At 71.2% G+C, this 23,135-nt stretch carries 25 protein-coding genes; 14 read left to right on the forward strand and 11 right to left on the reverse strand.

From position 1 onward, the window contains the following. Positions 1-89: 89 nt before the first annotated feature. The 3 genes from E5679_RS10230 to E5679_RS10240 are packed head-to-tail and all read left to right on the forward strand — an operon-like array spanning position 90 to position 1,501. The gene (locus tag E5679_RS10230; RefSeq protein WP_249336062.1) at positions 90-539 is read left to right on the forward strand and encodes a very short patch repair endonuclease; all 450 of its coding nucleotides are present in this window, start codon (positions 90-92) and stop codon (positions 537-539) included. A gap of 59 nt (positions 540-598) precedes the next feature. After that, positions 599-1,177, forward strand: coding sequence for a hypothetical protein (locus tag E5679_RS10235; RefSeq protein ID WP_138415423.1), 579 nt, complete (start codon positions 599-601; stop codon positions 1,175-1,177). A 9-nt stretch (positions 1,178-1,186) separates the two neighbouring features. Further along, complete coding sequence (locus E5679_RS10240) at positions 1,187-1,501, forward strand: DUF2795 domain-containing protein (RefSeq protein WP_138415425.1); 315 nt, start codon at positions 1,187-1,189, stop codon at positions 1,499-1,501. Between the two features lie 15 nt (positions 1,502-1,516). Here E5679_RS10240 and E5679_RS10245 read toward each other — a convergent pair whose 3' ends face one another. The 4 genes from E5679_RS10245 to E5679_RS10260 are packed head-to-tail and all read right to left on the reverse strand — an operon-like array spanning position 1,517 to position 5,827. Next, entirely contained in the window at positions 1,517-2,632 is a 1,116-nt protein-coding gene (locus E5679_RS10245) for an enolase C-terminal domain-like protein (protein WP_249336063.1), read from the reverse strand. Then, positions 2,629-4,419 carry a thiamine pyrophosphate-requiring protein gene (locus E5679_RS10250; protein WP_138415427.1) on the reverse strand — a complete coding sequence of 597 codons (1,791 nt, stop codon included), beginning with the start codon at positions 4,417-4,419 and terminating at the stop codon, positions 2,629-2,631. The genes E5679_RS10245 and E5679_RS10250 overlap by 4 nt, the downstream gene beginning before the upstream one ends. Before the next feature lie 27 nt (positions 4,420-4,446). Further along, positions 4,447-4,926 carry a hypothetical protein gene (locus E5679_RS10255; RefSeq protein ID WP_138415429.1) on the reverse strand — a complete coding sequence of 160 codons (480 nt, stop codon included), beginning with the start codon at positions 4,924-4,926 and terminating at the stop codon, positions 4,447-4,449. Between the two features lie 16 nt (positions 4,927-4,942). Beyond that, complete coding sequence (locus E5679_RS10260) at positions 4,943-5,827, reverse strand: SDR family oxidoreductase (protein WP_138415431.1); 885 nt, start codon at positions 5,825-5,827, stop codon at positions 4,943-4,945. Positions 5,828-5,975: 148 nt separating this feature from the next. On the opposite strand from E5679_RS10260, the gene E5679_RS10265 reads away from it, so the two are divergent. Next, positions 5,976-6,953 (forward strand): DNA topoisomerase IB, encoded by a 978-nt coding sequence (locus tag E5679_RS10265; protein WP_138415433.1) that lies wholly within the window; start codon positions 5,976-5,978, stop codon positions 6,951-6,953. A gap of 190 nt (positions 6,954-7,143) precedes the next feature. Here E5679_RS10265 and E5679_RS10270 read toward each other — a convergent pair whose 3' ends face one another. Then, the gene (locus E5679_RS10270; protein WP_138415435.1) at positions 7,144-7,485 is read right to left on the reverse strand and encodes a hypothetical protein; all 342 of its coding nucleotides are present in this window, start codon (positions 7,483-7,485) and stop codon (positions 7,144-7,146) included. A 1-nt stretch (position 7,486) separates the two neighbouring features. Then, positions 7,487-7,750 carry a GlsB/YeaQ/YmgE family stress response membrane protein gene (locus tag E5679_RS10275; RefSeq protein ID WP_138415437.1) on the reverse strand — a complete coding sequence of 88 codons (264 nt, stop codon included), beginning with the start codon at positions 7,748-7,750 and terminating at the stop codon, positions 7,487-7,489. A gap of 280 nt (positions 7,751-8,030) precedes the next feature. On the opposite strand from E5679_RS10275, the gene E5679_RS10280 reads away from it, so the two are divergent. After that, the gene (locus tag E5679_RS10280) at positions 8,031-8,732 is read left to right on the forward strand and encodes an SDR family oxidoreductase (RefSeq protein WP_138415439.1); all 702 of its coding nucleotides are present in this window, start codon (positions 8,031-8,033) and stop codon (positions 8,730-8,732) included. Here E5679_RS10280 and E5679_RS10285 read toward each other — a convergent pair. Genes E5679_RS10285 through E5679_RS10300 form a run of 4 tightly spaced genes read right to left on the reverse strand, consistent with a single transcriptional unit; the run spans position 8,633 to position 12,256 of the window. Further along, positions 8,633-9,835, reverse strand: a complete 1,203-nt coding sequence (locus E5679_RS10285) for a glycosyltransferase family 4 protein (RefSeq protein WP_249336064.1) — start codon at positions 9,833-9,835, stop codon at positions 8,633-8,635. The two genes, E5679_RS10280 and E5679_RS10285, sit on opposite strands and share 100 nt — an antisense overlap. After that, on the reverse strand, positions 9,832-10,221 hold the full coding sequence (locus E5679_RS10290) for a 6-pyruvoyl trahydropterin synthase family protein (RefSeq protein ID WP_138415441.1): 390 nt from the start codon (positions 10,219-10,221) through the stop codon (positions 9,832-9,834). Before E5679_RS10290 ends, E5679_RS10285 begins: the two co-directional genes overlap by 4 nt. A 32-nt stretch (positions 10,222-10,253) precedes the next feature. Beyond that, positions 10,254-11,261, reverse strand: coding sequence for a zinc-dependent alcohol dehydrogenase (locus tag E5679_RS10295; protein ID WP_138415443.1), 1,008 nt, complete (start codon positions 11,259-11,261; stop codon positions 10,254-10,256). Positions 11,262-11,281: 20 nt separating this feature from the next. Further along, the gene (locus tag E5679_RS10300; RefSeq protein WP_249336065.1) at positions 11,282-12,256 is read right to left on the reverse strand and encodes a glycosyltransferase family 9 protein; all 975 of its coding nucleotides are present in this window, start codon (positions 12,254-12,256) and stop codon (positions 11,282-11,284) included. A gap of 177 nt (positions 12,257-12,433) precedes the next feature. Between E5679_RS10300 and E5679_RS10305 the strand changes: the two genes are divergently transcribed. From E5679_RS10305 to E5679_RS10335, 7 genes are all read left to right on the forward strand, one after another. Next, positions 12,434-13,024, forward strand: coding sequence for a D-glycero-alpha-D-manno-heptose-1,7-bisphosphate 7-phosphatase (locus E5679_RS10305; protein WP_138415447.1), 591 nt, complete (start codon positions 12,434-12,436; stop codon positions 13,022-13,024). Further along, positions 13,021-14,046, forward strand: coding sequence for a glycosyltransferase family 9 protein (locus E5679_RS10310; protein WP_138415449.1), 1,026 nt, complete (start codon positions 13,021-13,023; stop codon positions 14,044-14,046). Before E5679_RS10305 ends, E5679_RS10310 begins: the two co-directional genes overlap by 4 nt. Further along, on the forward strand, positions 14,046-15,044 hold the full coding sequence (locus E5679_RS10315; protein ID WP_138415451.1) for a glycosyltransferase: 999 nt from the start codon (positions 14,046-14,048) through the stop codon (positions 15,042-15,044). Before E5679_RS10310 ends, E5679_RS10315 begins: the two co-directional genes overlap by 1 nt. A 65-nt stretch (positions 15,045-15,109) precedes the next feature. Continuing rightward, complete coding sequence (locus tag E5679_RS10320; protein WP_138415453.1) at positions 15,110-16,399, forward strand: glycosyltransferase; 1,290 nt, start codon at positions 15,110-15,112, stop codon at positions 16,397-16,399. Next, a complete protein-coding gene (locus tag E5679_RS10325) occupies positions 16,396-17,127 on the forward strand; it encodes a D-sedoheptulose-7-phosphate isomerase (RefSeq protein ID WP_420821068.1) in 732 nt (243 codons plus the stop codon). The genes E5679_RS10320 and E5679_RS10325 overlap by 4 nt, the downstream gene beginning before the upstream one ends. Position 17,128: 1 nt before the next feature. Beyond that, on the forward strand, positions 17,129-18,508 hold the full coding sequence (locus tag E5679_RS10330) for a PfkB family carbohydrate kinase (protein ID WP_138415455.1): 1,380 nt from the start codon (positions 17,129-17,131) through the stop codon (positions 18,506-18,508). Positions 18,509-18,577: 69 nt separating this feature from the next. Beyond that, positions 18,578-19,327 carry an SDR family oxidoreductase gene (locus E5679_RS10335; RefSeq protein WP_138415457.1) on the forward strand — a complete coding sequence of 250 codons (750 nt, stop codon included), beginning with the start codon at positions 18,578-18,580 and terminating at the stop codon, positions 19,325-19,327. An 84-nt stretch (positions 19,328-19,411) separates the two neighbouring features. Here E5679_RS10335 and E5679_RS10340 read toward each other — a convergent pair whose 3' ends face one another. After that, the gene (locus tag E5679_RS10340) at positions 19,412-20,533 is read right to left on the reverse strand and encodes a glycosyltransferase family 9 protein (RefSeq protein WP_138415459.1); all 1,122 of its coding nucleotides are present in this window, start codon (positions 20,531-20,533) and stop codon (positions 19,412-19,414) included. A 184-nt stretch (positions 20,534-20,717) separates the two neighbouring features. Here E5679_RS10340 and E5679_RS10345 point away from each other — a divergent pair, with 184 nt between their 5' ends. After that, complete coding sequence (locus tag E5679_RS10345; RefSeq protein WP_138415461.1) at positions 20,718-22,193, forward strand: PfkB family carbohydrate kinase; 1,476 nt, start codon at positions 20,718-20,720, stop codon at positions 22,191-22,193. Beyond that, complete coding sequence (locus E5679_RS10350) at positions 22,190-23,089, forward strand: glycosyltransferase family 2 protein (protein ID WP_138415464.1); 900 nt, start codon at positions 22,190-22,192, stop codon at positions 23,087-23,089. The genes E5679_RS10345 and E5679_RS10350 overlap by 4 nt, the downstream gene beginning before the upstream one ends. The last annotated feature ends 46 nt before the right edge of the window (positions 23,090-23,135 follow it).

A 23,135-nucleotide genomic window follows, 5' to 3' on the forward strand; every position in this document is an offset into this window, starting at 1 on the left:
GTCGTCTCCCGCTTGCGCCGTCACGTCCGCTGGGTGAACCCTGCGGACGTGACGGCGCAATGGGCTGGGGGCCGGCGTAGGCTGGCAGCGTGAGCGAGGAGCCCGACGTCGTTGCCTCCTGGGCGTCGACGCCCGCCATCCGCAAGACGATGCAGGGCAACCGCTCCCGCGACACCGCCCCGGAGCTGTTGGTCCGCCGCGCGGTCCACGCGATGGGCCTGCGCTACCGGGTCGCCGCGCGGCCCGAACCTGACCTGCGCCGCACCGCCGACCTGGTCTTCACCCGAGCCCGCATCGCCGTCTTCATCGACGGCTGCTACTGGCACGGGTGTCCTGAGCACTACATCGAGCCCAAGCGCAATGTGGACTATTGGCGCCCGAAGATTGCGCGGAACCGTGAGCGCGACGAGGAGACGACGGCGGCGCTCACCGCACGCGGGTGGCGCGTCCTGCGCTTCTGGAGCCACGAGGATCCGCTCGCGGTCGCCGAAGCCATCAGCACGGCGGTCAACGGATCGACGGCCGCCACCGAACGGTGATTGGCGCAGCCGAGGCGGGGTACTGAACGAGCAGTACGCAACCGAGGAGGGGCGCTGCCATGGATGCTGGCCAGATCACGTGGCTGATCATTGCGATCGTCGTGTTCGTTCTGCTGATCGTGCTTGTGCTGTCGCTGGTTCGACGGCGCAGCGAGGGGCGCAGGGAGCACCTGCGCGAGCGGGCCGCCGAGCTCCGCTCCGAGGCGAAGCAGGACGAACTGGAAGTCCGAGAAAGGGAGGCGCGCAGCCTCGAGGCGAAGGCCAAGGCCGAGAGGGCCGAGGTCGAAGCCGCCAAGTTGCGGCGCGAAGCCGAAGAGGCTTCGAGCGTCGCCCGGGAGGGGCGCCAGCGGGTCGACGAGCAGTTGCGCAAGGCTGACGAGCTCGACCCGGACAAGCACGGCTCGGCCCGAGCGGACGACGACAGGCGAGCGGGCGACGACAGGCATGATGACGGATCACCCGCGCGGGAACGCGGGCGTCACAGCAGCGAGGTGGGAACTGAAGATCCCGACGTCGAGGCTGGCCTCGACGACCGGCGCCGCGACCGGCGCGAGCGGGAGCCTGTCAACCAGCCCATCTCGCAGCAGCACGGAAACCGCAGCACCACGGAAACCGCAGCACCACGGAAACCGGAGTGAAGGAAGGCCATGACTGATACCGTCAACCCGATCCAGATCCAGAAGTTCCTGCAGGGCGTCGACTATCCCGCTGACAAGGCCGCCTTGGTCTCGGCAGCGAAGGACAACGGCGCTGACAGCAACGTGGTGCGCGCCGTCGAGGGCATTCCGGAGCGCACGTACGAGAAGCCGACCGAGGTGAGCGAGGCGATCGTCGAGGCGGGCCGGCATCCGGAGAGCCACGGCAAGATCCAGAACAACCACGGCAACAATGTCGAGCCGGACGGCGTCCCCGGAGGCGACACGGACGACGAGGGGGACGGCGAGCGTTTCGACGCGGGGTGAGGGTACCCCAGCACGTCAGGCGACCCGGTACGGCTCCGCATCCGCGCTGCGGAAGGTGAGGCCGTTGCCGGGTCGTTCTGCGCTCGGGACCACGGCGCCACCGTCGGGCTCCAAGGTGCCGTCGAACAGCATGCGTTCGAGGCGGACGTGGTCGTGGAACCACTCAAGGTGGCGTAGGGCTGGTGCAGCGGCCGCGGGGGCGGCGGAGATCGCGGGCGCACAGTGCCCGGAGAAGCCGACGCCGTGGGATGCGGCAACAGTTGCCGCGCGCAGCCAGCCGGTGACGCCGCCGCAGCGCGTGACGTCGGCCTGGAGGCAGTCGACGGCCCCTGAAGCGCACAACCGCTCGAAGTCCACGAGCCGCGTGCCGTACTCGCCTGCAGCGACATCGGCGGCGACGGATTCCCGAACGAAGCGGAGCCCCGTCAGGTTCTCGCTGGAAACCGGCTCCTCGAACCAGGTGAACCCCGCCTCGCGGGCCGCCTGCGCGACCCGCACGGCCTGCTTGGGCGTGTAGGCGCCGTTGGCGTCGACGAACAGCTCGGCGTCCGGGCCGATGGCCTCGCGCGCGATGAGCATACGTTCGATGTCGCGCTCCTCGTCCGTGCCGCGGTCCTGGCCGATCTTGATCTTGGCCCGAGGGATGTGCTCGCCCAGGACCCAGCCCGTGAGCTGCTCGGTGAGCCGCTCGTAGGTGTACGTGGTGAACCCGCCGCTTCCGTAGACCGGCACCTCGTCCCGCGCGGCACCGAGGAGCTGATGGAGCGGGAGGTCCACGAGCCGAGCGGTCAGGTCCCAGAGAGCGCAGTCGACGGCGGACGCGGCGTACGCCCCAGCTCCCGCCTGACCAACGTTCCGGAGGGCCCGCGCCATCGCCTCGGCGCAGGCGGGCACCGCGAACGCGTCCCGACCGCCCACCGTGGGGGCCAGCAGGTCCGAGATGAGCCCGACCAGTGCGCTGGGGCCGTAGGTGTATCCGAGACCGGTGGTCCCCGCGGCTTCGGCCTGCACGACGACGATGGTCGTCGAGTCCCAGGCGAAGGTGCCGTCTCCCTCGGGTTCATCGGTCGGGATGGTGTACGCGGAGGCAGTGACCGACGCGATGGGTGCAATGGGGGCAGGCTCGCTCACTTCCGGTGCCCCGGGAGGAGCTCCTGGGCCTTCGTCTTGAGGCCCTCCTTGATGAAGTCCCACGCGTTGGGGTCGCCGCGGAGAGCGCTCTTGGCAGCGTTCATCGCCTGCTCCAGCGTCGCGTGCGGGGGAATCGGCGGGACGTTGGGATCCGTGCGGACGTCCAGGACAAACGGTCGGGTGGCAGTGAGCGCTTCGTCCCACGCGGATCCCAGGGCGTCGGGGCGGTCGACCGATACGGCGCCGAGCCCCAAGCCGGCGGCGAACGAGGCGTAGTCCACCTCCGGCAGCTCCTGGGTCATCGGGACGGTCGGCGAGCCGCTGAACGCCCGGAGCTCCCACGTGACCTGGTTGAGGTCGTTGTTGTGGAGCACCACGACGACCAGCCGGGGGTCTTCCCACTCCTGCCAGTAGCGCGCAACGGTGATGAGTTCGGCGAGGCCGTTCATCTGCATCGCCCCGTCGCCCTCAAAGGCGATGACCGGCCGGTCAGGATGCCCGAACTTGGCCCCGATCGCGTACGGGACGCCCGGCCCCATCGTGGCGAGATTGCCGGAGAGACTGCCGCGCACCCCCGAAGGGAACCGGAGCTGCCGCGCGTACCAGTTGGCGGCGCTGCCGGAATCCGCGGCGATGATGGCGCTCGCGGGCAGCCGGTCCGAGCACTCGGCGAAGACCCGCAGCGGGTTCACCGGATCGGCCTCGACCATTGCTTCGGCCCGCATCGTCCCCCACCATCGGGACACCTTGCCCTCGATGTCCTCCCGCCAGCTCCGATCTTCCTTGCGCTCGAGGAGCGGGATGAGCGCACGGAGCGCCGCACCGCCGTCGGCCACGATGTTGACCTCGTAGGGGTAGCGCAGGCCGATCATGGTGGGATCGACGTCGATCTGCACTCCACGCGCCTTGCCGGGCTCCGGGAAGTAGTTCGCGTAGGGGAAGCTCGAGCCGACGGTGAGGAGCGTGTCGCAGTCCCGCATCATCTCGTAGCTGGGGCGCGTGCCGAGCAGCCCGATTGACCCGGTAACGAACGGGAGCGTGTCGGGGAGCGCGTCCTTGCCGAGGAGGGCCTTCGCGACACCGGCGCCGAGCAGCTCCGCGACCTCCTGCACCTCGGCCGGCGCGTGGCGGGCGCCCTGCCCAATCAGCATCGCGACTTTCTTGCCGCTGTTGAGCACGTCGGCCGCGCGCCGAATGGCATCCATGTCCGGCTGCACCTCGGGCCATGCCGCCCCGAGGCTCGAGGGCACCATCTTCATGGCGTGGGTGGGCGCCGAGTATTCGAGCTCCTGGACGTCGGAGGGGATGATGACGGCGGTCGGGGCCCGCCGAGCGTGCGCGATCCGGATGGCGCGATCGAGCACGTTGGGCAGCTGTTCGGGAACCGTGACGAGCTGCACGTAGTCCGAGGCGACGTCCTTGAACAGGGCGGGGAGATCGACTTCCTGCTGGAAGGAGCCCCCGATCGAGGTCCGTGCTGCCTGGCCCACGATGGCGACCACGGGCACGTGATCGAGCTTGGCGTCGTACAGCCCGTTGAGGAGGTGAATCGCGCCGGGCCCTGAGGTCGCCAGACACACACCGACCTGCCCGGTGAACTTCGCGTACCCGACGGCCTCGAAGGCGGCCATCTCCTCGTGCCGGGCCTGCACGAACCGCGGCCCGCCGCCCTTGCCCAGAGCGGTGACGATGCCGTTGATGCCGTCGCCCGGGTAGCCGAACACTGTCTTGACCTCCCACGCCTTGAGGCGCTCGAGGAGGAATTCTGCGACGTTCTGTCCGGCCATGTCAGCTCTCCTTGAGGTTTGAAGGGGTCATTGCTCGCGCCTCAGAACGGAGGCGAGAAGGCCCATCCCGCCCACGAGGGTCACGAGCAGCGGGGCAAAGAGGGGCGGGCCCATCTCGGCGTTGTAGCGGAACTCCTTGAAGCCGCCGGGGCGCTGCGCGATTCCCCGCACGTGCAGATACGTTCCTTGGAGTCCATTCGCGATGATCGCGAGGCTCGCGAGCGGCAACGCAGTGTGCGCCATGCGGGCGCTCGCGACGCCGGCAATCCCCGCCGCTGCCCCGACCGGGCCAAGCGCGACGGGCACCCACATCCAAGGGTTCCCGAAGCTGGCCCGGTCGTGCTCGAGGTAGATCTCCGCGGCAGTGACGAGCGCCCCCGCTGCGGTGAGCCCGGACAGCGTCCGCTCGAACCGCCCCGTCTCCACGTCGCGCACAAGCCGCTGGATGCCCCGCGGGACGGGTGCCTGCTCGGCTGCCTTGCTCAGAGGGCTGCGCAAGGACTTCATGTCTCTCCTCCCAAGGTCAGAAGGGCTTGCCTCCCGTCACCGGGACGACCGCGCCCGAGATGTAGGACCCCTCATCGGATGCGAGCAGAACGTAGGCGGGAGCGAGCTCGGCCGGTTGGGCGGCGCGCCCGAACGGGCTGTCCTTGCCGAACTCGGGGACGTGGTCCGGCCACCCCGTGGACGGAATGAGCGGCGTCCACACGGGCCCGGGGGCCACAGCGTTGATCCGAATGCCCTTCTCACCGAGATCTGGGGCGAGCGCCTTCACGAGAGCGACCTGGGCAGCCTTCGTCATCGCATAGTCGAAGAGGCCCGCCGAGGGCTGGGCCGCCTGGATCGAGCTCGTGATGATGATCGACGCTCCCGGCTTGAGATGCGGGACGGCGGCCCTCAGGATCCAGAACTGGCTGTAGAGATTCGTCTTGAGGACCCGATCGAACTCTTCGGTCGGTACAGAGTCGATGCCGTCGCGCGCCTGCTGGTACGCGGCATTGAGCACGAGGACATCCAGCCGGCCGAACTTGTCGATCACCTGCTGGGGGAGGGAAGCGGCGTAGTCCTCGTCGCGGAGGTCGCCGTTGACCGCCAGGACGTTCCTCCCGGCCTCGCGAAGCACCGCTTCGGTGGCCTCGGCGTCCTCTTGCTCGCGCTCTGTGTAGGTGAAGGCGACATCCGCGCCCTCTCGTGCGAACGCGATCGCCACCGCGCGGCCAATCCCGGAATCCCCGCCCGTGATGAGCGCGGCCCGCCCTTGCAGCCGGTTGTGGCCCTCGTAGGTCTCCTCGCCGTGATCCGGCGTCGGTTCTGTCTCCGTCGTCGTGCCCGGAGCGCCCTGATCCTGCGCCGGCGGCTCCATGCTGGAATGGGCGGTCTGGGGGTTGTCGGGTTCGTTCGTCGGCATGTGCGGCCTCCACAGAAACGGGAGTCGGGATGGGGACCTCGGCTCGATCCACGGCTCACGATACGCGGGCTCGCCGGGCCGCGGAAGGCGTTGCGGGGGGTCCGCGGAAAGTGGTTGAACGGCTCAAAACCGGGGTAATTCCGGCCTCGTGGCGCGCACTCACCGATCTCTCCGCAGCGGCTGGACGCGCCGACGCGCGGGCCGCGGCTTCACGTACCTGAACGAGAACGGGGAGCGTCTGCATCAGCCCGAAGAGCTTGAGCGGATCAAGTCACTGGCGATCCCGCCCGCTTGGCGGAATGTCAAAATTGCCGCCTCCCCGAAGGCGAAGCTTCAGGCAAAAGGCGTCGACGCGGCGGGCCGCCCGCAGTACCTCTACAACCCCGCTTGGCGGGCGCGGCAGGAAGCCCGCAAATTCGACCGGGCCCTCGCCCTCGCCGAGCGGCTCCCCGCCATCCGCCGCGCGGTCACCCGCGATCTCCGCGGCCAGCGGGGGCCGCGGATCCAGGCGCTCGCCGCGGCGATCCGGCTCGTCGACCGATCCGCGGTGCGGGTGGGGAGCCGTCGCTATGCGCGGGAGAACGGCACGTTCGGCGTCACGACGATCCAGCGCCGCCACGTGAAGGTGCTCGACGAGAACCGGGTCTCTTTCGACTTCCCTGGGAAGTCGGGCAGCCAGTGGCGCTTCGAGGTGCGTGACCGGGATCTTGTTCAGTATCTCGAGTCCCTTCCGCGGGGCCGCGCGAGCCGTCACGCGCTGGGGTACGACGACGATGGCACCTTCCAGCCCATCGGCGCCTCCGCGGTGAACGGCTATTTGAAGGACATCGCGGGGATGGAGGCGAGCGCCAAGGATCTGCGCACGTGGCGGGGGACCGCCGTCGCCGCCGCTTCCCTCGCCGCGAGCCAGGCCAAGGGATTGAAGGCGGACGCGGCGTGGAAGCAGGCCATCGAAGACGCCTCGAACTGGCTCAACAACACCCCGGCGGTCGCCCGGAGCTCCTACGTCGACCCGCTGCTGCTCGAGGCCTACCGCGTGGGCAGGACGGCCACGACGGATGCCGCCGTGGTGGAGCTCCTCACCGAAATGCGACAGCGGAGCTCGACGATCGCGCAGCGCGCTTAGGCATACGCGCTTGCGCCTGACCGTCGCTCGGCTTCATAACCGTTGGCGGTGCGGGGCGGTTATGAAGCCAGGGGACGGTCGAAGGCGAGGCGCGGGGCGCGAGCGCACGAAAAGGCGGCGGGACGGAGCCCCAGCCTCCGCCCGCCGCCAGTCTTCGTGCAGGAATGCTCCGGCGAATGCCGGCTAGCTCCTACTGATGGTCGGGAAAGTCATCCGTGGTGCCCTGCCCGGGATCGTCGTCCCGCGGCTCCAGATACCTTTCCCCGTCTTCGGTGGTCACCACCTCGTATTCCTCGGCGACCGCTTCCATGGCCGCCTGGTCTATGGGGCCCGGTTCCCGGACTGGGCCGGGATGGGGCGTCCTTTCGGCATCGCCCCAGACCGCTCCAATACCCTGAGATGAAGGGGTCACTTCGTCGCGGCCGGGCACCTCGTCACCCGCGTTCCGCGGGACGGGCTTGCCGGGTTCCTCCGGCTCAAGCACGTCCTCGCCGCGTTCTTCGGGCTCGGGGATTCTGTCGCGATCGACCACGTTAGGCCCTCCGACGTCCCATGATGGCGCCGTAGATGAGGAGGACGATCACCGATCCGACGATCGCAACAATCCACGTCTGCAGGCTCCAGAAGTTCTGGAGTCCAATTCCGAAGAGGACGCTTCCGAGCCAGCCGCCGAGGATTGCGCCGACGACTCCGAGAAGGAGCGTCACGAGCCATCCGCCGCCCTGCCGGCCAGGAATGATTGCCTTCGCAATGGCACCTGCGATCAAGCCGAGAATAAGAAATGCCAGAATTCCCATTGACCTCACCTTTCCATTGGGGGACCGGACTGGGTTCCGGCCCTGCTGCGGGTTTGTTACCCGAGGGGTGGGGGCCAAAACGCACTCTTCCGGCTCGACCCCGGCATGACAGGCGGACTGCTGGGGGCGGATTGACTGGGGCAGGGTTGGGTAACAGCCATGCGACCGCCACGTGGAGGAGCACTTAATCGCGGCTTGCAAATGATTGAATTGATTGTTCTGTGTTGAGCAGACGACCCTGACCACAGCCTTTTGGCTGCTGACTGACGGAGTTCGTTCGATGTCTGTTGCTGCGCGGCTCGAAGGCCAGCGCGTACTTGTCACGGGGGAGGACCGGGATCTCGGCGAACGGATCGCGAGAGTCCTCCGCCGCAATGGTGCGGTCGTGGATATCGACAGCGCTCCGGACGACGACGGCACGGGAGTCGCACGCAGGGCAGCACGGAAGCTGGGCGGACTCGACGTCCTCATCAACACCGGCCCCACGGCGATCCCGGAGATCGGGGCAAACCTGCGGGCGATCCGCCGGGGGGTGGAGCGAGCTCTCCAACGCTCGATGGCCCTTCTCGTGACCACCACCGAGGCTGCGCTCGATGCGATGCCCAAGGGCGCGAGCATCATCAACACCGTGACCCTCTCGGCGCCCGGCCTCGAGCTGACGCGTGCCCAGGAGGCCCTCGCGACCGCCGTGCTCGAGACCACTCAAGGGTGGGCGCAGACCCTCGCGCCCCGCGGGGTGCGGGTGAACGCCGTCGTCGGCGGTCCCCGCTGGGACCCAGCTCTTGAGGGTCCGACGCTCGAAGCAGTGGACCCGAACCAGGACCTCGGCAAGGGCCTGAGCGACGAGGAAGCGAACGACCTCGAGGAGCTCGACGCCTTCGTCTACCTCGCTTCGGGCGAGTCCCGCCACATCTCGGGCTCGGTCATCGCCGTGGCCCGTCCGCTGCGGCCAGAGGAAGTGGGTTCCCCGGCCGTCCTCTGAGTGCGGAGCGCGTCTGCGACCGCCGCTGCCGTCGCGGCCCAGGTGGGCAGGGCAGGCCGTGCGGCCCGTGCGGCAGCCCGCAGCGTGGCCTGTTCCTCGGGGTCGGTGAGCCAGGCGCGCAGCATTCCCGCGAGCACGCCCGGATCGCGGAGCCTCCCGGCCGCGCCGGCCACCCCGGCTCCGCCCGCGAGGGACAGCCCGAGCGCCTCCTCCGCCCCAGTCCCCGCAGGTACGAACGCGGGGACGCCGTGGGCCAGCGACTCGGCGACGGCCATCCCGAAAGTCTCGTGGGCGCTCGGCAGCACGCTCAGGTCCGCCGCCTCCCAAGCGGAAAGCAGCTCGCCCCCGCTCAGCTCGCCTGTGAGGCGCACTCGATCGGCGAGCCGTGGCGAGGAGCAGGCCTGTCGCACCGCCCGGGCGTACGAGCGGTCGGCCTGGTCCGATCCGACGAGGGCAGCCGTCCAGGGGAGATCGGCGAGGGCGTCGAGCGCCTCGAGGAGCACGAGCTGGCCCTTCGCGGGGAGCAGTGCGGCGACGCACACGAGATGCGGTGGCCTCGATCCCTTGGCTTGAGGCGCGGGGTCGATCCCGGGATGGGCGACGACGGCCTCGACGCCATAGCGTTCGACGAGCGTCCGCGCTGCGAACCGGCTCGGGGCGATGGCGCCCGAACAGGCCTCGAGCGCCGCGCGCTCGAGGCCCGCGAGCCGAGCCGCCTCGGACGCCGGGACGGAGTGGGTGCCGAGGGCGAGGTCGGCGAGGGAGACGTGGACCAGGAGCCAGACCGCGACCCCCGCCCGTCGAGCCTGCGCGATCTCGTCGGGGCATCCGAGGCCCACGAGGCCGTCCACGATGACCGCACGGATCCCGTCGCTCGCGAGGCCGAGCAGGAGGCTCGCTAGCCGCTCGCGGTCCGCGGCGCTGCCCTCCGGCCAGTCGCCGGCGAGGCTGTGCGCGCGGACCGAGACGCCCTTCTGACGGAGGGCCTCGGCGAGCCGTTCGTTGTAGACGCTGCCGCCCGATCGCCACCCGAGAGGAGCGGCCGCAATCAGATCGATCCGTTCCCCAGCGTCAATCCGTTCCCCAGAGGCGGACGCAGTCACGGCAGATCCAGGCTGTATCCCGCCCACGCGTCCGGGTTCTCCCGCAGCACCACGGAGAGCCCCACGAGGCGTTCGTCCTCGGACTGCGACAATCGCGCCGCCACGTCCTCCGCGATGTGACGGGCGAGCGCCTCCGTCGTCGTGAGCCTGCCCTCGAAGGCGGGGTGCTCGTCGAGGTTGCGGTAGCGGAGCTCCTCGAGCGCGCCGCCGAGGACCCCCGAGAGGGCGCCGATGTCCATGACGGTCGCGTTCTCGTCGAGCTCCAGGGCCCGGATGGAGAGCTCGACCACGAACGTGGCCCCGTGCAGACCCTGCGCCGGCCCGAAGGCGGGCCGCGGAAGGCTGTGGGCGATCATGATGTTGTCACGGACGGTCAGCGTGTACATGGGCTCCCTCGGCTGGGCTGATCATCGGGCGGTCACGCGGCGGGAAAGTCCTCGGCACCCGGATACCGGATCACGTGGCATAGGCCTCCCGCCCCTGACGAGGCTAGCGCCTCGACGGCGGCGGGCAGCTGCTCGAAGTCGGTCGGGCCTCCGAGGAACGCGTCGAACGCGGGATCCTCGAGCAGGTCGAGCGCGAGGCGGAGGCGGTCCGTCGTCGTGCGCCGGTGCCTGCGGGCCAAAGCCACCTCGCCCACCTGGCTTGCCCTGATCGAGAGGCGGCGCGCGTGGAAGTCCGCGCCCAGCGGTACGCTCACGGCCTGCTCGCCGTACCAGGACATCTCGATGATCTCGCCGTCGTCGCCGACGAGCTCGAGGCAGCGCGCGAGGCCTTCCGCGGTCGCGGAACAGTGGATCACGACGTCGCAGTCGCCGTGTGCGGCGTCTGGCGTCACAAAGGTGATCCCGAGTGCGTCAGAGAGTCCCGTCCTGCCCGGGTCGCTGTCCACGGCCTCGAGCCGTGACAGCGGGAAGCGCCGCAGGAGCGCGAGCACGGCGCCGCCCACGAGGCCGCAGCCGACGACGGCGACCCGGTCGCCGATCCGGGGCGCGGCGTCCCAGAGGGCGTTGACCGCGGTCTCGACCGCTCCGGCGAGCACGGCGCGCGCCGGCGGAACGGAATCGGGCACCACGACCAGCTCGTCCGCACGGACCACGTAGCGATCCTGGTGCGGGAAGAGGCAGAACACGGTGCGCCCGAGCAGCTCGGCCGGGCCGTCCTCCACGACTCCGACCGACAGGTACCCATATTTCACGGGGCACGGGAAGGAGCCCTGCTGATGGGGGGCCTGCATGAGCGCGGCGACGCGCTCGGGAACGCGGTTGGCGTAGACAAGGCGCTCGGTTCCGCGGCTGAAGCCCGTGTAGAGCGTGCGGACCAGGGCCTCGCCCTCGCCCGGTGCGGTGAGGGCTTCCTGGCGCAGTTCGCCTTGCCGCGGCCCGACCGTCCAGTACGCGGTCGCGGTGATGCTGTTGATGGTCACTGCCTTCCCTCGGTCCCCGCTCAGAAGATCGTCGCCTGCTCGGACGCCGACGACTGCCCTCCCACTTCGAGCCTAGCGACCGCGTCCAGCACATGTCCCGGCCAGACCGCGAGCATCGCCGGATCGGGGGTCGAGGCGAAGGGGTCGCCCCGGCGGACGCTCGCTTCGGTGAGCACGGCGTGCGGGCCGTCGGCCGGCGGTCCCCACTGCTCCGGGGTGGCCGGCCCGAAGATCACGACTGAGGGAGTTCCGTACGCAGTCGCGAGGTGCCCGGCGGACGTGTCCACCGTGACGACGAGCCGCGCCGCCGCGATGCCCGCCGCGAACTCGGCGAGGTTCCAGCGGCCGGCCACGACGGCGGCTTCTGAGAGCCCGGCCGCGCGCGCGACGTCTGCCGCGCGCTCGAAGTCCTCGGGACCCCCCGTCACCAGGATGTCGTGTCCCTGCCGGCTGAGCTCGCGGGCGACGGCGGCAAACCGCTCGGTGGGCCAGCGGCGGCTGCCGTAGGCGGCACCGACGTGGACGAGCGTCGCGCCCTCTGCGGGGGCAGCGACCTCCGGCGGGAGGAGCCGGAAGTCGTCCCGCCGGCCAGGGAGGCCGTGCCAGTTCAGGAGCCGGACCCAGCGCTCCCGTTCGTGGAGTGTGTCATCCCACTCGGGGCCGGGCCACCCGGGGGCGCTATGGCCGATCCGGTGATCGGGCAGAAGCTCCTCGAGCCGGAGCCTGCTCTCGGGCCCCTTGCCATGGAAGTTGACGGCGACGTTGACGTGTCCGTCGAAGGGGATCGGATCGTCCAGCCCCGGCGTCGGCAGGTGCCGGTTGATCCCTCCAATGAGCGGAATGATCGGGGAGAGCCACTTCGGCGCCGCAAGCACCATCTCGTGGTCAGGGAATCCCGAGCGCAGGCCCCGGAGACCGGGGACGGCGACCAGCAGGTCGCCCAGCTTGAGCGCTCGCAGGACCAGCAGGACAGGACGGTCAGAGCCCGCGTTCACGTACAGCCTCCATTTAGTACTGAAGATCCGATGAGTGCTGGAGAGACTCGATCCCCAGAGGAGTGACGGTGCCCATGGCTTGAGCATGGCGGCTTCTCGGCCCTGAGAAGAAGGAGGAGGAGAAGCTGCAGGAAAACAGAAAGTTTATTGTAGCTTCTCGGCGGGCAGTTCCCGGGCATGGAACCCGACCGTCTGGACCAGCAACGGCACGCACCGCCCGCGGCTGTGCTCTTCGACCGCGACGGAACGCTCGTGCATGACGTCCCCTATAACCGCGACCCGCACAAGGTCCGGCCCGTGGACGGCGCGCGCGAAGCGCTCGACAGCCTGCGCGCGGCCGGGGTGCGGATCGGCGTGGTCACGAACCAGTCGGGCGTAGGCCGGGGAACGATGGGCTCGGTGGACGTCTACCGCGTCAACCGCCGCGTCGAAGAGCTCTTGGGACCGTTCGACGTGTGGCGGGTCTGCCCGCACCATCCCGATCAGGGTTGCCGCTGCCGCAAGCCCAAGCCCGGACTCATCCTCTCCGCGTGCCGGGCCCTGGGCGTGCCGCCCTCGAGCGTCGTCGTCATCGGCGACATCGGCTCGGACATGGAGGCGGCCCAGCGCGCTGGCGCCCGCGGCATCCTCGTGCCCACCGAAGTGACGCTGCCGGAGGAGGTCGAGGCGGCGCCCGCCGTCGCGCGCGACCTGCGCTCCGCCGTCGCCCTCGCCCTCGGCGAGCTTGCGCCTGAGGATCTGCCGGCCGTCGCGGGGAGCAGGACGTGAGGCGAGTCCTCGTCGCCCGGCTGGACAGCCTCGGCGACGTCGTCTTGGCTGGGCCCGCCATCAGGGCGGTCGCGGCGCACGCCGAAGTCGTCCTGCTGACGGGGCCGCGCGGCGCCGGGGTCGCCGGGATGCTCCCGGGCGTCACCGACCGGATGGTGTGGGACGCGCCGTGGATCGCGAACCCCGCCCCCGAGGCCACCCCGCGCCACGTCCGACGCCTCGAGCGGCTCCTGGACCATGCCGCCGTGGACGAGGCGGTCATCCTGACGTCCTTCCATCAGTCGTCGCTTCCGCTCGCCGTCGAGCTCCGCCTGTGCGGGGTCTCCCGCATTACCGCGCTCTCCGAGGACTACCCTGGGAGCCTCCTCGACGTCCGGCTCACGAGCCGCGACCTCCCGTGGGAGCTGCACGAGGTCGAGCGGGCGCTCGGCATCGTGGCCGCCGCCGGCTTCGCGCTTCCTGCGGACGACGACGGACTGCCGGCCCTCCTGCCGCAGGCGCGGTCGTCGCTGCGCCCGGCTGGCGAGTACGTGGTGGTCCACCCGGGTGCCGACGCTCCGGCCCGCATGTGGCCGGCCGAGCATTCGGCGCGGCTCGTGACCATGCTCGCCTCGGCGGGCTTCGGTGTGCTCGTGACGGGCACCGCCGCCGAGCGGGAGCTCACCGCGGCCGTCGCGGGGGACCGCGGGATCGACCTCGGCGGAGCGACCGACCTGCGCGGACTGGTGGACCTGCTCTCGGGGGCGAGCGCCGTCGTCGCCGGCAACACAGGACCCGCGCACATAACCGCTGCGGTCCGGACCCCGGTGGTGAGCCTTTTCTCGCCCGTCGTCTCGCCCGGGACCTGGGCGCCGCGGGGTGCACCCGTCGTCGTCCTCGGGGACCAGGCCGCAGCGTGCGCCGGCAGCCGCGCCCGGACGTGTCCGGTGCCGGGGCACCCATGCCTCGCGCAGGTCACGCCCGAGGCGGCGTTCCACGCCGTGGAACAGCTGCTCGGCGTCCACCCGAAGGCGGTGGCCTGATGCGCGTCCTCCTCTGGCACGTCCACGGCGGCTGGACCGATGCGTTCGTCCGCGGCAATCACGAATACCTCCTGCCCGTGGACGAGGGCCGCACCGGATGGGGCCTCGGCACGGGCGGGCGCGACTGGCCGTCCGCCGTCGAAGTCCCCGTCGAGGAGCTCGCGGGGCTAGCGGGGACCATCGACGCCGTCGTGCTCCAGCGCACCGACGAGGTGGACCGGGTCGCCGAGCTCACCGGGCTGAGGCCCGGACAGGACGTTCCCGCAGTATTCGTGGAGCACAACACGCCCAAGGGCAGCGTCCCCGACACGCGGCACCCGCTCGCGGACCAGACCCAGATCCCGATCGTCCATGTGACGCACTTCAACGCCCTCATGTGGGACAGCGGCCAGGCCCCCGTTCACATCGTGGAGCACGGGGTCCGGGACCCGGGGCTCTGCTACACGGGCGAGCTCGAGCGGTTCGCCGTGGTGGTCAACGAGCCGGTGCGCCGGGGGAGGACTGCGGGGACGGATCTCCTCCCGCGGTTCGCCGACGTGGCGCCGCTCGACGTGTTCGGCATGGGCGGCAGCGGTCTGCACGAGGCCACCGGAATCGGGCCGGACCGGCTCGAGTGGGTGGGCGACATCCCCACCGCCCGGCTCCACGCCGAGCTCGCCCGCCGTCGCGCCTATCTGCACCCCTTCCGGTGGACCTCGCTGGGTCTTGCGCTCATCGAGGCAATGCACGCGGGGCTCCCGGTGCTGGCGCTCGGCTCAACCGAGGCCTGGCGAGCGGTCCCGCAGGACGCCGGATGCGTGAGCACGAACCTCGACGATCTCATCGCGGCCGCCCGGCGGTTCGCCCGGAGCCCCGAGGCGGCCCGCGAGGCCGGGCTTGCCGCCCGCGAGGCGGCCTTGGCCCGCTACAGCCTGGGGCGCTTCCTCAGGGATTGGGACGACGTCCTGTCCGACGTCCGCGGGGGAGTGGTCTCCGCGGAGGTCTCCGGACACACATGACACCCAGCCGCTAGCCCGCCCGACTCGACCTGAGGCTCCGACCTTCCGTGAGGAGAAAGAACGCAATGAAGATCTCGATGGTGTCCGAACACGCGAGTCCGCTCGCCGCGGTCGGCGGAGTGGACGCAGGCGGGCAGAACGTCCACGTTGCCGAGCTCTCCGCCGCGCTCGTGCGCCGCGGCCACGACGTCACGGTGTTCACGCGGCGCGACAGCGAGCGCCTCCATTGGGAGCAAGAGCTCCCCACCGGTGTCCGGCTCGTCAACGTCGACGCAGGCCCCGCCCATGCCGTGCCCAAGGACAAGCTCCTGCCCTACATGCCAGCCTTCGCCGAGCAGCTCGCAGGCTACTGGCGGGAGGAGCCGCCGCAGGTGGTGCACGGGCACTTCTGGATGTCCGGCATCGCCTGCATCGAGGCCGTCGGGAAGCTCCAGAAGGAGCTCCTGCCGCCTCCCGTCGTCGCCCAGACGTTCCACGCCCTCGGCGTCGTGAAGCGGCGCCACCAGGGGACCGACGATACGAGCCCGTCGGAGCGCGAGTTCCTCGAGCCGTGGGTGGCCCGCAGCGTGGACCGCGTGATCGCGACGTGCCCGGACGAGGCCTTCGAGCTCCGCCAGCTGGGCGTGAACCGCCGCCGCATCTCGATCGCTCCGTGCGGCGTGGACGTCGAAAAGTTCACCCCTGACGGCCCCGCTCGCCCACGCGGGCAGCGCCTGCGGCTCGCGGTGATCGGGCGGCTTGTTCCGCGCAAGGGAGTGGACGTCGTCGTCTCCGCGCTCGCGCTCCTCGCCGCCGCCGGCCACCGCGACATCGAACTGCTCGTCGCGGGCGGCACCACGGGCAAGGACCGCATTGCCGCCGACCCCGAGGTCCGCCGCCTCCGCGACCTCGCCGACTCCCTCGGCGTGGGCGGGCAGGTGATCTTCACCGGCCAGGTGCCGCGTGCCGAGATGCCGGAGCTGTTCCGGAGCGTCGACGTGGTGGTCTGCACTCCCTGGTACGAGCCGTTCGGGATCGTTCCGCTCGAGGCCATGGCATGCGGGGTGCCCGTGATCGTTTCGGCCGTGGGCGGCCTCCAGGAGTCGGTCGTCGACGGCGTCACGGGGCTCCACGTTCCGCCCAAGCATCCCGCCGCGCTCGCCGACGCGATTGCGGCGTTGGCCGACGACCCTGCGCTGCGGGAGAAGTTCGGCGCCGCAGGCGTCGAACGGACCCGCACCCGCTACACCTGGGACCGGGTGGCGGCCGAGACCGAACGCATCTACCGGGCCATGAGGGACCACTGGGAACAGCCCGAGGCGGACGTGGCGGCATCCCGGAGCCGTCTTCGCCGCGTCGGAGAGGGGGCACGATGAATGCTCTGAACACCACGAAGACTTCCCGCCCTTTCCGGGAAACGGCAGCCCAGGCTGCCGTACCCGACGGAGGACTCGCCACTATCCGCTCCGGAGGACCCCTCGCCCCAAGCGGGGTCCGCATGCTCCCGGACGATCTGCTCTCGCACGAGATATCCGCCCACATTGACGCGGCAGCGCAAGCCCTCGACTCGCTGCGCCGGCAGGCGGTCGTCCTCGCCCGCTGGGGGCGTGACCTGGCCCAGCACCTCGCCGCAGGCGGTCGCCTCCTGGCGGCGGGCAACGGCGGCTCCGCGGCCGAGGCGCAGCACCTCACCGCCGAGCTCGTGGGCCGGTACGACGGCGAACGCCGCCCGTTCTCGGCCATCGCCCTGCATGGCGATACCTCCGCGCTGACCGCGATCGGCAACGACTACGGCTACGACGAGGTGTACGCGCGGCAGGTCCGCGCCCACGCCAGGCACGGCGACATCGTGCTGCTCCTCTCGACGAGCGGCAAGAGCCCCAATCTGGTGGCCGCGGCCCAGGCCGCCCACGAGGTGGGCGCGATCAGCTGGGCTCTGACCGGCCCCGGCCCGAATCCGCTCGCCGCCGCCGTCGATGACGCCGTGACGCTCGACGCGCGCAGCTGCCACGTCCAAGAGGCGCAGCTGATCGCCATCCACGCCCTGTGCGAGTGCTTCGACGCGTGCGTGAAGAACGACGAATCCATGCAGGGGGAGGACTGAGTTGAAGATTGCCGTGGTCGGGGACACCCTCCTCGACATCGACCTCACGGGCCACGCCGACAGGCTGTGCCCGGACGCCCCCGCGCCGGTCCTCGAGGTGGACCGCCGGCTTGAGCGGGCCGGGGGGGCCGGCCTCGTCGCGACGCTCCTCGCCGACGACGGGCATGAGGTGGAGCTCATCACCGCCCTCTCGGACGACGACGCCTCCGCCCGCCTCCGCGCGCTCCTCGGGCCGGTCCGCGTGCACGCCGCAGAGCTCGGCGGCCCCACGCCGGTCAAGATGCGCCTCACCGCGAGCGGCCAGCGGATCGCGCGCGTAGACGAGGGCTGCGCCATGCCGCCCTTCCCCGTAGTCGAGCCAGGGCTCCTGGCCGCGCTCGAATCGGCGGACGCCATCGTTGTCGCTGATTACGGCCGGCGCTTCACGAGCGTCGCGACCGTCCGCGCGGCCCTCGAGAGGGCTGCCAAGCGGGTGCCGGTCGTGTGGGACCCCCACCCCCGCGGCACCCGGCCGACCGCGGGGGCGGCCGCAGTGACCCCGAATCTTTCCGAGCTGCTCACGTTCTCCGGCCGCGAGGTCGACGAGCCCGGAGCCGTGGCCGTCGCGGGAGATCGGCTCCGCCAGCGCTGGGGTGCCCAGGCCGTCGTCGTCACCCTCGGCGAACGCGGCGCTCTCGTGTGCGGCCCCGACGGGGACACCCATGTTGCCGTGCCGTCCGCTGGGCTCCGGATCGAGGACCCCTGCGGCGCCGGCGATCGCTTTGCGTCCTCGCTCGCCGTCGCGCTCGCGCAGGGCGAACCGCTGCGCTCGGCGACCGAGGCCGCCGTCGCGACCTCTGCGGCGTTCCTGGCAGCGGGCGGGGTCTCGGCGCTGCGTGTGGGCGGCGGGGCTGGCTTCGGGACTGCCGCCGACGCGGCCAGCTCCGACTCGCCGGCTGTCGCACTCGCCCGTCGGATCCGCGCGACGGGCGGGACAGTGGTCGCAGCCGGGGGATGCTTCGACCTGCTCCACGCCGGTCACCTGCACCTCCTCGAGGCGGCGCGGGCCCTCGGCGATTGCCTCATTGTGTGCCTCAACTCCGATGACTCCATCCGACGCCTCAAAGGGCCGCAGCGTCCCGTCATGAACGAGCACGACCGCGCTGAGCTGCTCATGGGCCTCAGCTGCGTGGACGCCGTGGAGATCTTCACCGAGGACACACCGGAGGAAGTGCTCAAGGCGCTGCGGCCCCACGTGTGGGTCAAGGGCGCAGACTACCGGCCCGACGAGCTCCCCGAGACCAAGCACTTGCGGTCCTGGGGCGGCGAAGTGGTCACCGTGCCGCTGCAGCCCGGGCGCTCGACGACGGGACTCGCCGCGGCGATAGCAAGCCTGGGCTGACAGAACCACGCTTGGGCAGAGAGAACCAGACAGCCCACAAACCACCAGAAACAACGGGAGGACTACCGAATGACGCAGAGCATCGACACGCGAGAGAACGTCGAGCAGAGGCTCGGACAGGACGCGAGCCACCCCCTCAAAGGGGCCCGAGTCCTGGTGACCGGAGGGGCTTCCGGTCTCGGCGCTGCCGTCGTCGAGGCCCTGACCGCTGAGGGCGCGCTGCCGATCGTCCTGGACCGCCAGTCCGTCGAGGCCCCGGCTCGGGGCTGGGTCGTGGACCTCTCGGAGCGCGAGGCGGCGGAGGCCGCCATCGCCCAGGCCGCAGAGGAGGCGGGCGGGATCGACGCGATCGTGTGCGCGGCGGGCATCGACCGCTGCGGCGAGCTCGACGAGGTCCCCGCCGAGGAATGGGAGAAGGTCATCGCGGTGAACCTCATCGGCACCGCGGCCGTGGTGCGCGCGGCGCTCCCGCACCTCCTGCGGAGCCACGGCCGAGTGGTGACGGTCGCCTCGACGCTGGGCCTCCGCGGCGCTGGCGGGGCCACCGCCTACTGCGCCTCCAAGTTCGGCGTCATCGGCTTCAGCCGGGCGCTGGCCGCTGAGCTCAAGGGGCGCGTCGGCGTCACAACCCTCATCCCGGGCGGGATGGACACCGCCTTCTTCGACGACCGCCCCGAGCAGTACAAGCCGCACGACCGCACGAATCTCAACCGGCCCTCCGACACCGCGCGCTCCGTCATCTTCGCGCTCTCCCAGCCGCGCGGCTGCGAGGTCCGCGAGCTGCTCGTGATGGGCTCGATGGAGGACTCCTGGCCGTAACCAAGCCCATCCACTGCTCCGTAACTGTCGTTTTGGGCCCCCAAAACGACAGTTACGGAGCAATCGATGCTTAAGGGAGGGGTGTCAGTGACCCGCCAGGAGGTCGCGCGCGTCCGCGAGGACTGCCTCCGCGGGCACGGAGTCGACCCACGAGACCGAGTGGTCGCAGTGGCGCCCGAAGGGATTCGTGCCGTCCGCGCCGCACACGGGGCAGTCGGGTCGCCACGCGATCTGCACGCGATGCAGACGGCGCCCTTGCGGGCCCGCGTTGATGAGGTTGCCCACCCAGTACACGGATGCCGTCGGGGTGCCGAGGGCCTGCGCGAGGTGACGCGGACCGCTGTCGTTGGCGACGACGAGGTTCGCGGCGGCGAGCAGCCCCACGAGCCCGTTCACGCTGGTCCGGCCCGCTGCCGAGCTGATGAGCGCCTCAGGGTTCCCGGGGAGATTTCCCGCGAGCTGCACCGCCTTCTCGGCGATACCGTCCCCGAGTTCGCGCTCGCTCGGGTCGCCGACCACGAGGACCTGCCAGCCGTCCGCCGCGAGCTCGGCGGCGACGGCGGCGAAACGCTCGGCCGGCCAGCGGCGCCTGGGGTCCGTGGCACCGGCGTGGACGACGACGAGCCCGCGGGCCCCGTCCAGGATCCACGGCCGCGCCGCCTCGGCGTCCGCGGCGATGGTCTCGACGCGCGGTTCAGTGACGACCGCGGGCGCGCCCGCCAGCTCGACAACCTCGAGCCAGCGGCTCGCCTCGCGCTGATAGTAGAGGTGGGGGAGCATGCGCTCGAGCGGCTCGGCGTCCGGTGTCGCGCAGCCCACCGTATGCCTCGCCTCGAGGGCGTTGACGAAACGATTCGAGTTCCGGCCCCCGCCGTGGAGCTGGAGGCCGAGGTCCACGCCGTCGGCCCGGAGCTTCTCGATGACCTCCATCGTCTCCTCGTGCTCGCGCCAGCCGCGCCCGTCGGGAGCCTTCGCGTCCGGGAACACCGGGACCACCACGAGCCGGTCCACCGGGCCGGGACGGCCCTCGAGCAGCGAGGCGAGCAGCGGCGTCGTCATCAGGACCTGCTCGGCGTCCGGGTAGGCGGCATCGAGTGCCTCGAGGGCGGGAAGGATGGACAGCAGGTCGCCGATGCCTCCTCCCCGCAGCACGGCGATCCGCCGGATGTCCTCGAATCTGTGGTTCGGCCTGCCGGCATCGGTCACCGTGAAACCCCCTCCGGGTCGAAGCGCTCGTCAGGGAAGCGCTACCCCTCGCGCGACGGCGCGAAACCCCGCGCGAGCCCATGGTTGGCGCGGGTGCGCGTGGGTAACCCCACCTCGAACCCCGGGTCCCAGCGAGAACTGCCGGAACGTCGTCCAGAACTTCTAAAGCAAGGAGACACTGAGTATGGCAGCGGAGTCACGCCTGATCGATGCGCTGCGCCGTGAGCGCCCGACCGTCCTCGTGGTGGGAGACGTGCTGCTCGACCGGCGCTGGGAGGGGCGTGCTGAGCGGCTGTGCCGCGAAGGCCCGGTCCCGGTCCTCGATGTCAACCGAACCCTCGACGCCCCCGGTGGCGGGGGCAATACTGCCATGAACCTCGCGGCGCTCGGGGCGCGCGTGAGGCTCATCGGCGTTGCGGGCGATGACGAGCCGGGCGAAGCGCTCGCGCACCGCCTGACCGAGTACGGGATCGACACCCAAGGCCTCGTCCGCCTCCCGGATCGCACTACCCCGGTCAAGGCGCGCCTCGTCGCCGATGGGCAGCTCCTCCTCCGCTCGGACTTCTGCAGGGCCGCCGACGACGACGAAGCCCGCCTCGTCGCGGACCGCACCATGGCTGCGCTTGAGGAGGCGGACGCCGTCGTCCTCTGCGACTACGGCCTCGGCGCGCTCGCCGCCCTCGACCACCTCGCCGTTCGGGAAGGGGCCCGCGCCCTCGTCGTCGACGCCCGCCGACCGGGCGCGTGGGCGGACATTCACGCCGACGTCGTGACGCCCAATGCGAGCGAGGCCGCCGAGCTCCTCGGCTCCCCGGCGCCGCACGGGGACAGGTTCGAGTGGGCGGCCGAGCACGCCGAGGAGCTCACCCGCGCCACGGGCGCCCGCCACACCCTGGTGACCCTGGACAGGGACGGCACCATCCTTCTGGACCACGGCCGTGCGCGGCACATGACGCACGCGCGTCCTGCGCCCGAGCAGAATGCCGTCGGCGCCGGGGACACGTTCGTGGCGGGACTCACGCTCGGCCTCGCCGCCGGGCTGGCGATGGACGACGCGGCGGACGTCGCGCAGGCGGCCGCGGACGTCGTCGTCGAATCGCCCGGCACTTCGGTCTGCACCGCCGAGCAGCTCGTGGGCGAGCTCCGCGGAGAGCGCTCGGGGGCGGGCAGCGCCGTGAGCTCGTGGGAGGCGGCGCGGCAGGCGGTCGCATCGGCGCGGCGCGCGGGCCGCGCGATCGTGCTCACGAACGGCGTCTTCGACGAGCTGCACCGCGGCCACACCGCGTTCCTGGAAGAGGCCGCGCGGCTCGGTGGCCTGCTCGTCGTCGGCGTCAATTCCGACGAATCGGTGCGGCGCCTGCGGGGGTCGTCGCCGGTGATCGCCGAGGAGGATCGCGCCGCCGTCGTCGCGGCGCTCGCGTCGGTGGACTGCGCCGTCGTCTTCGACTCCGAAACCGCCGTCCCGCTCATCCGGGAGCTCCGCCCGGACGTGTACGTCAAGGGCGGCGACTACCTGCCGGGGATGCTCGCCGAGCAGTCGGCGGTCCACGAGGTCGGGGGGCGCCTCGAGATGCTGGGCTACGTCCAGCGGCGCGGGGGCGTCCAGATTGGCGCGCGCACCGAGGAGCCCATCGCGGACGAGTCGGAGCGGCTCTCATGACCCTCCGCGGGCCCGAAGCCTGGGGTGCGCCTCCCAGCCTGCCCGGCTCGAAGCACGACGGCGGTGCACCGCCTCTCGACGTCCTCGTCCCCACGCGGAACAGGCCTGCCGAGCTCGCGGCGACACTCGCGGGGCTCGCGGCTCAGGACGCGGAGGACTTCGGTGTCATCGTGAGCGACCAGAGCGATGGCAGGCCGGGTTGGAAGGACCCCGCCGCGGCGGCGATGCTGCGGGTGCTCGAGGCGCAAGGTCGGCGCGTTGCGCTCCATCAGCACCTGCCGCGACGCGGGCTGGCCGAGCACCGGCAGTTCCTCCTCGAGCAGTCGTCGGCGGACCGCGTGCTCTACCTCGACGACGACGTGTGGCTCGCGCCGCAGGCGGTGCGGACTCTCCAGGAGGCCCTCGACGCGTTGGGCTGCGGCTTCGTGGGCATGGCCGTTCAGGGACTCTCCTTCCTCGATGACCGCCGGCCGCACGAGCTCGAGCCCTTCGAGGCCTGGGACGGGCCGGTCGAACCCGAACGCCTCGACCGGGGCTCGCCGGGCTTCCGCCGCTGGATGCTGCACAACGCCGCCAATCCCACCCATCTGGCGGCCGACCTCGTCCGGGACGGCGGGCTCGCGCCGGGGGAGTGGCTCGCGTACCGCGTCGCGTGGGTGGGCGGGTGCGCCCTGTACCGTCGAGAGGCCCTCGTCGAGTGCGGCGGCTTCGAGTTCTGGCGGCATCTGCCGGCCGCCCACGCGGGCGAGGACGTGGTGGCCCAGTGGCGGGTCATGGAGCGTTACGGCGGGGCGGGCATCCTCCCTTCGCAGGCCGTCCATTTGGAGAGCCCGACGACGGTCGTCGACCGCGAAGCGGAGGCCGCCGAGGTGCTGCGGGGTGTAACTGCGGGGTAAGCGGGCAACAAGAGTGCATCCAGTTCTGCCCGGCGTTCGTAAGGAG

It is taken from the genome of Sinomonas gamaensis (assembly GCF_005876955.1).
GTDB classification, from domain to species: domain Bacteria; phylum Actinomycetota; class Actinomycetes; order Actinomycetales; family Micrococcaceae; genus Sinomonas; species Sinomonas gamaensis.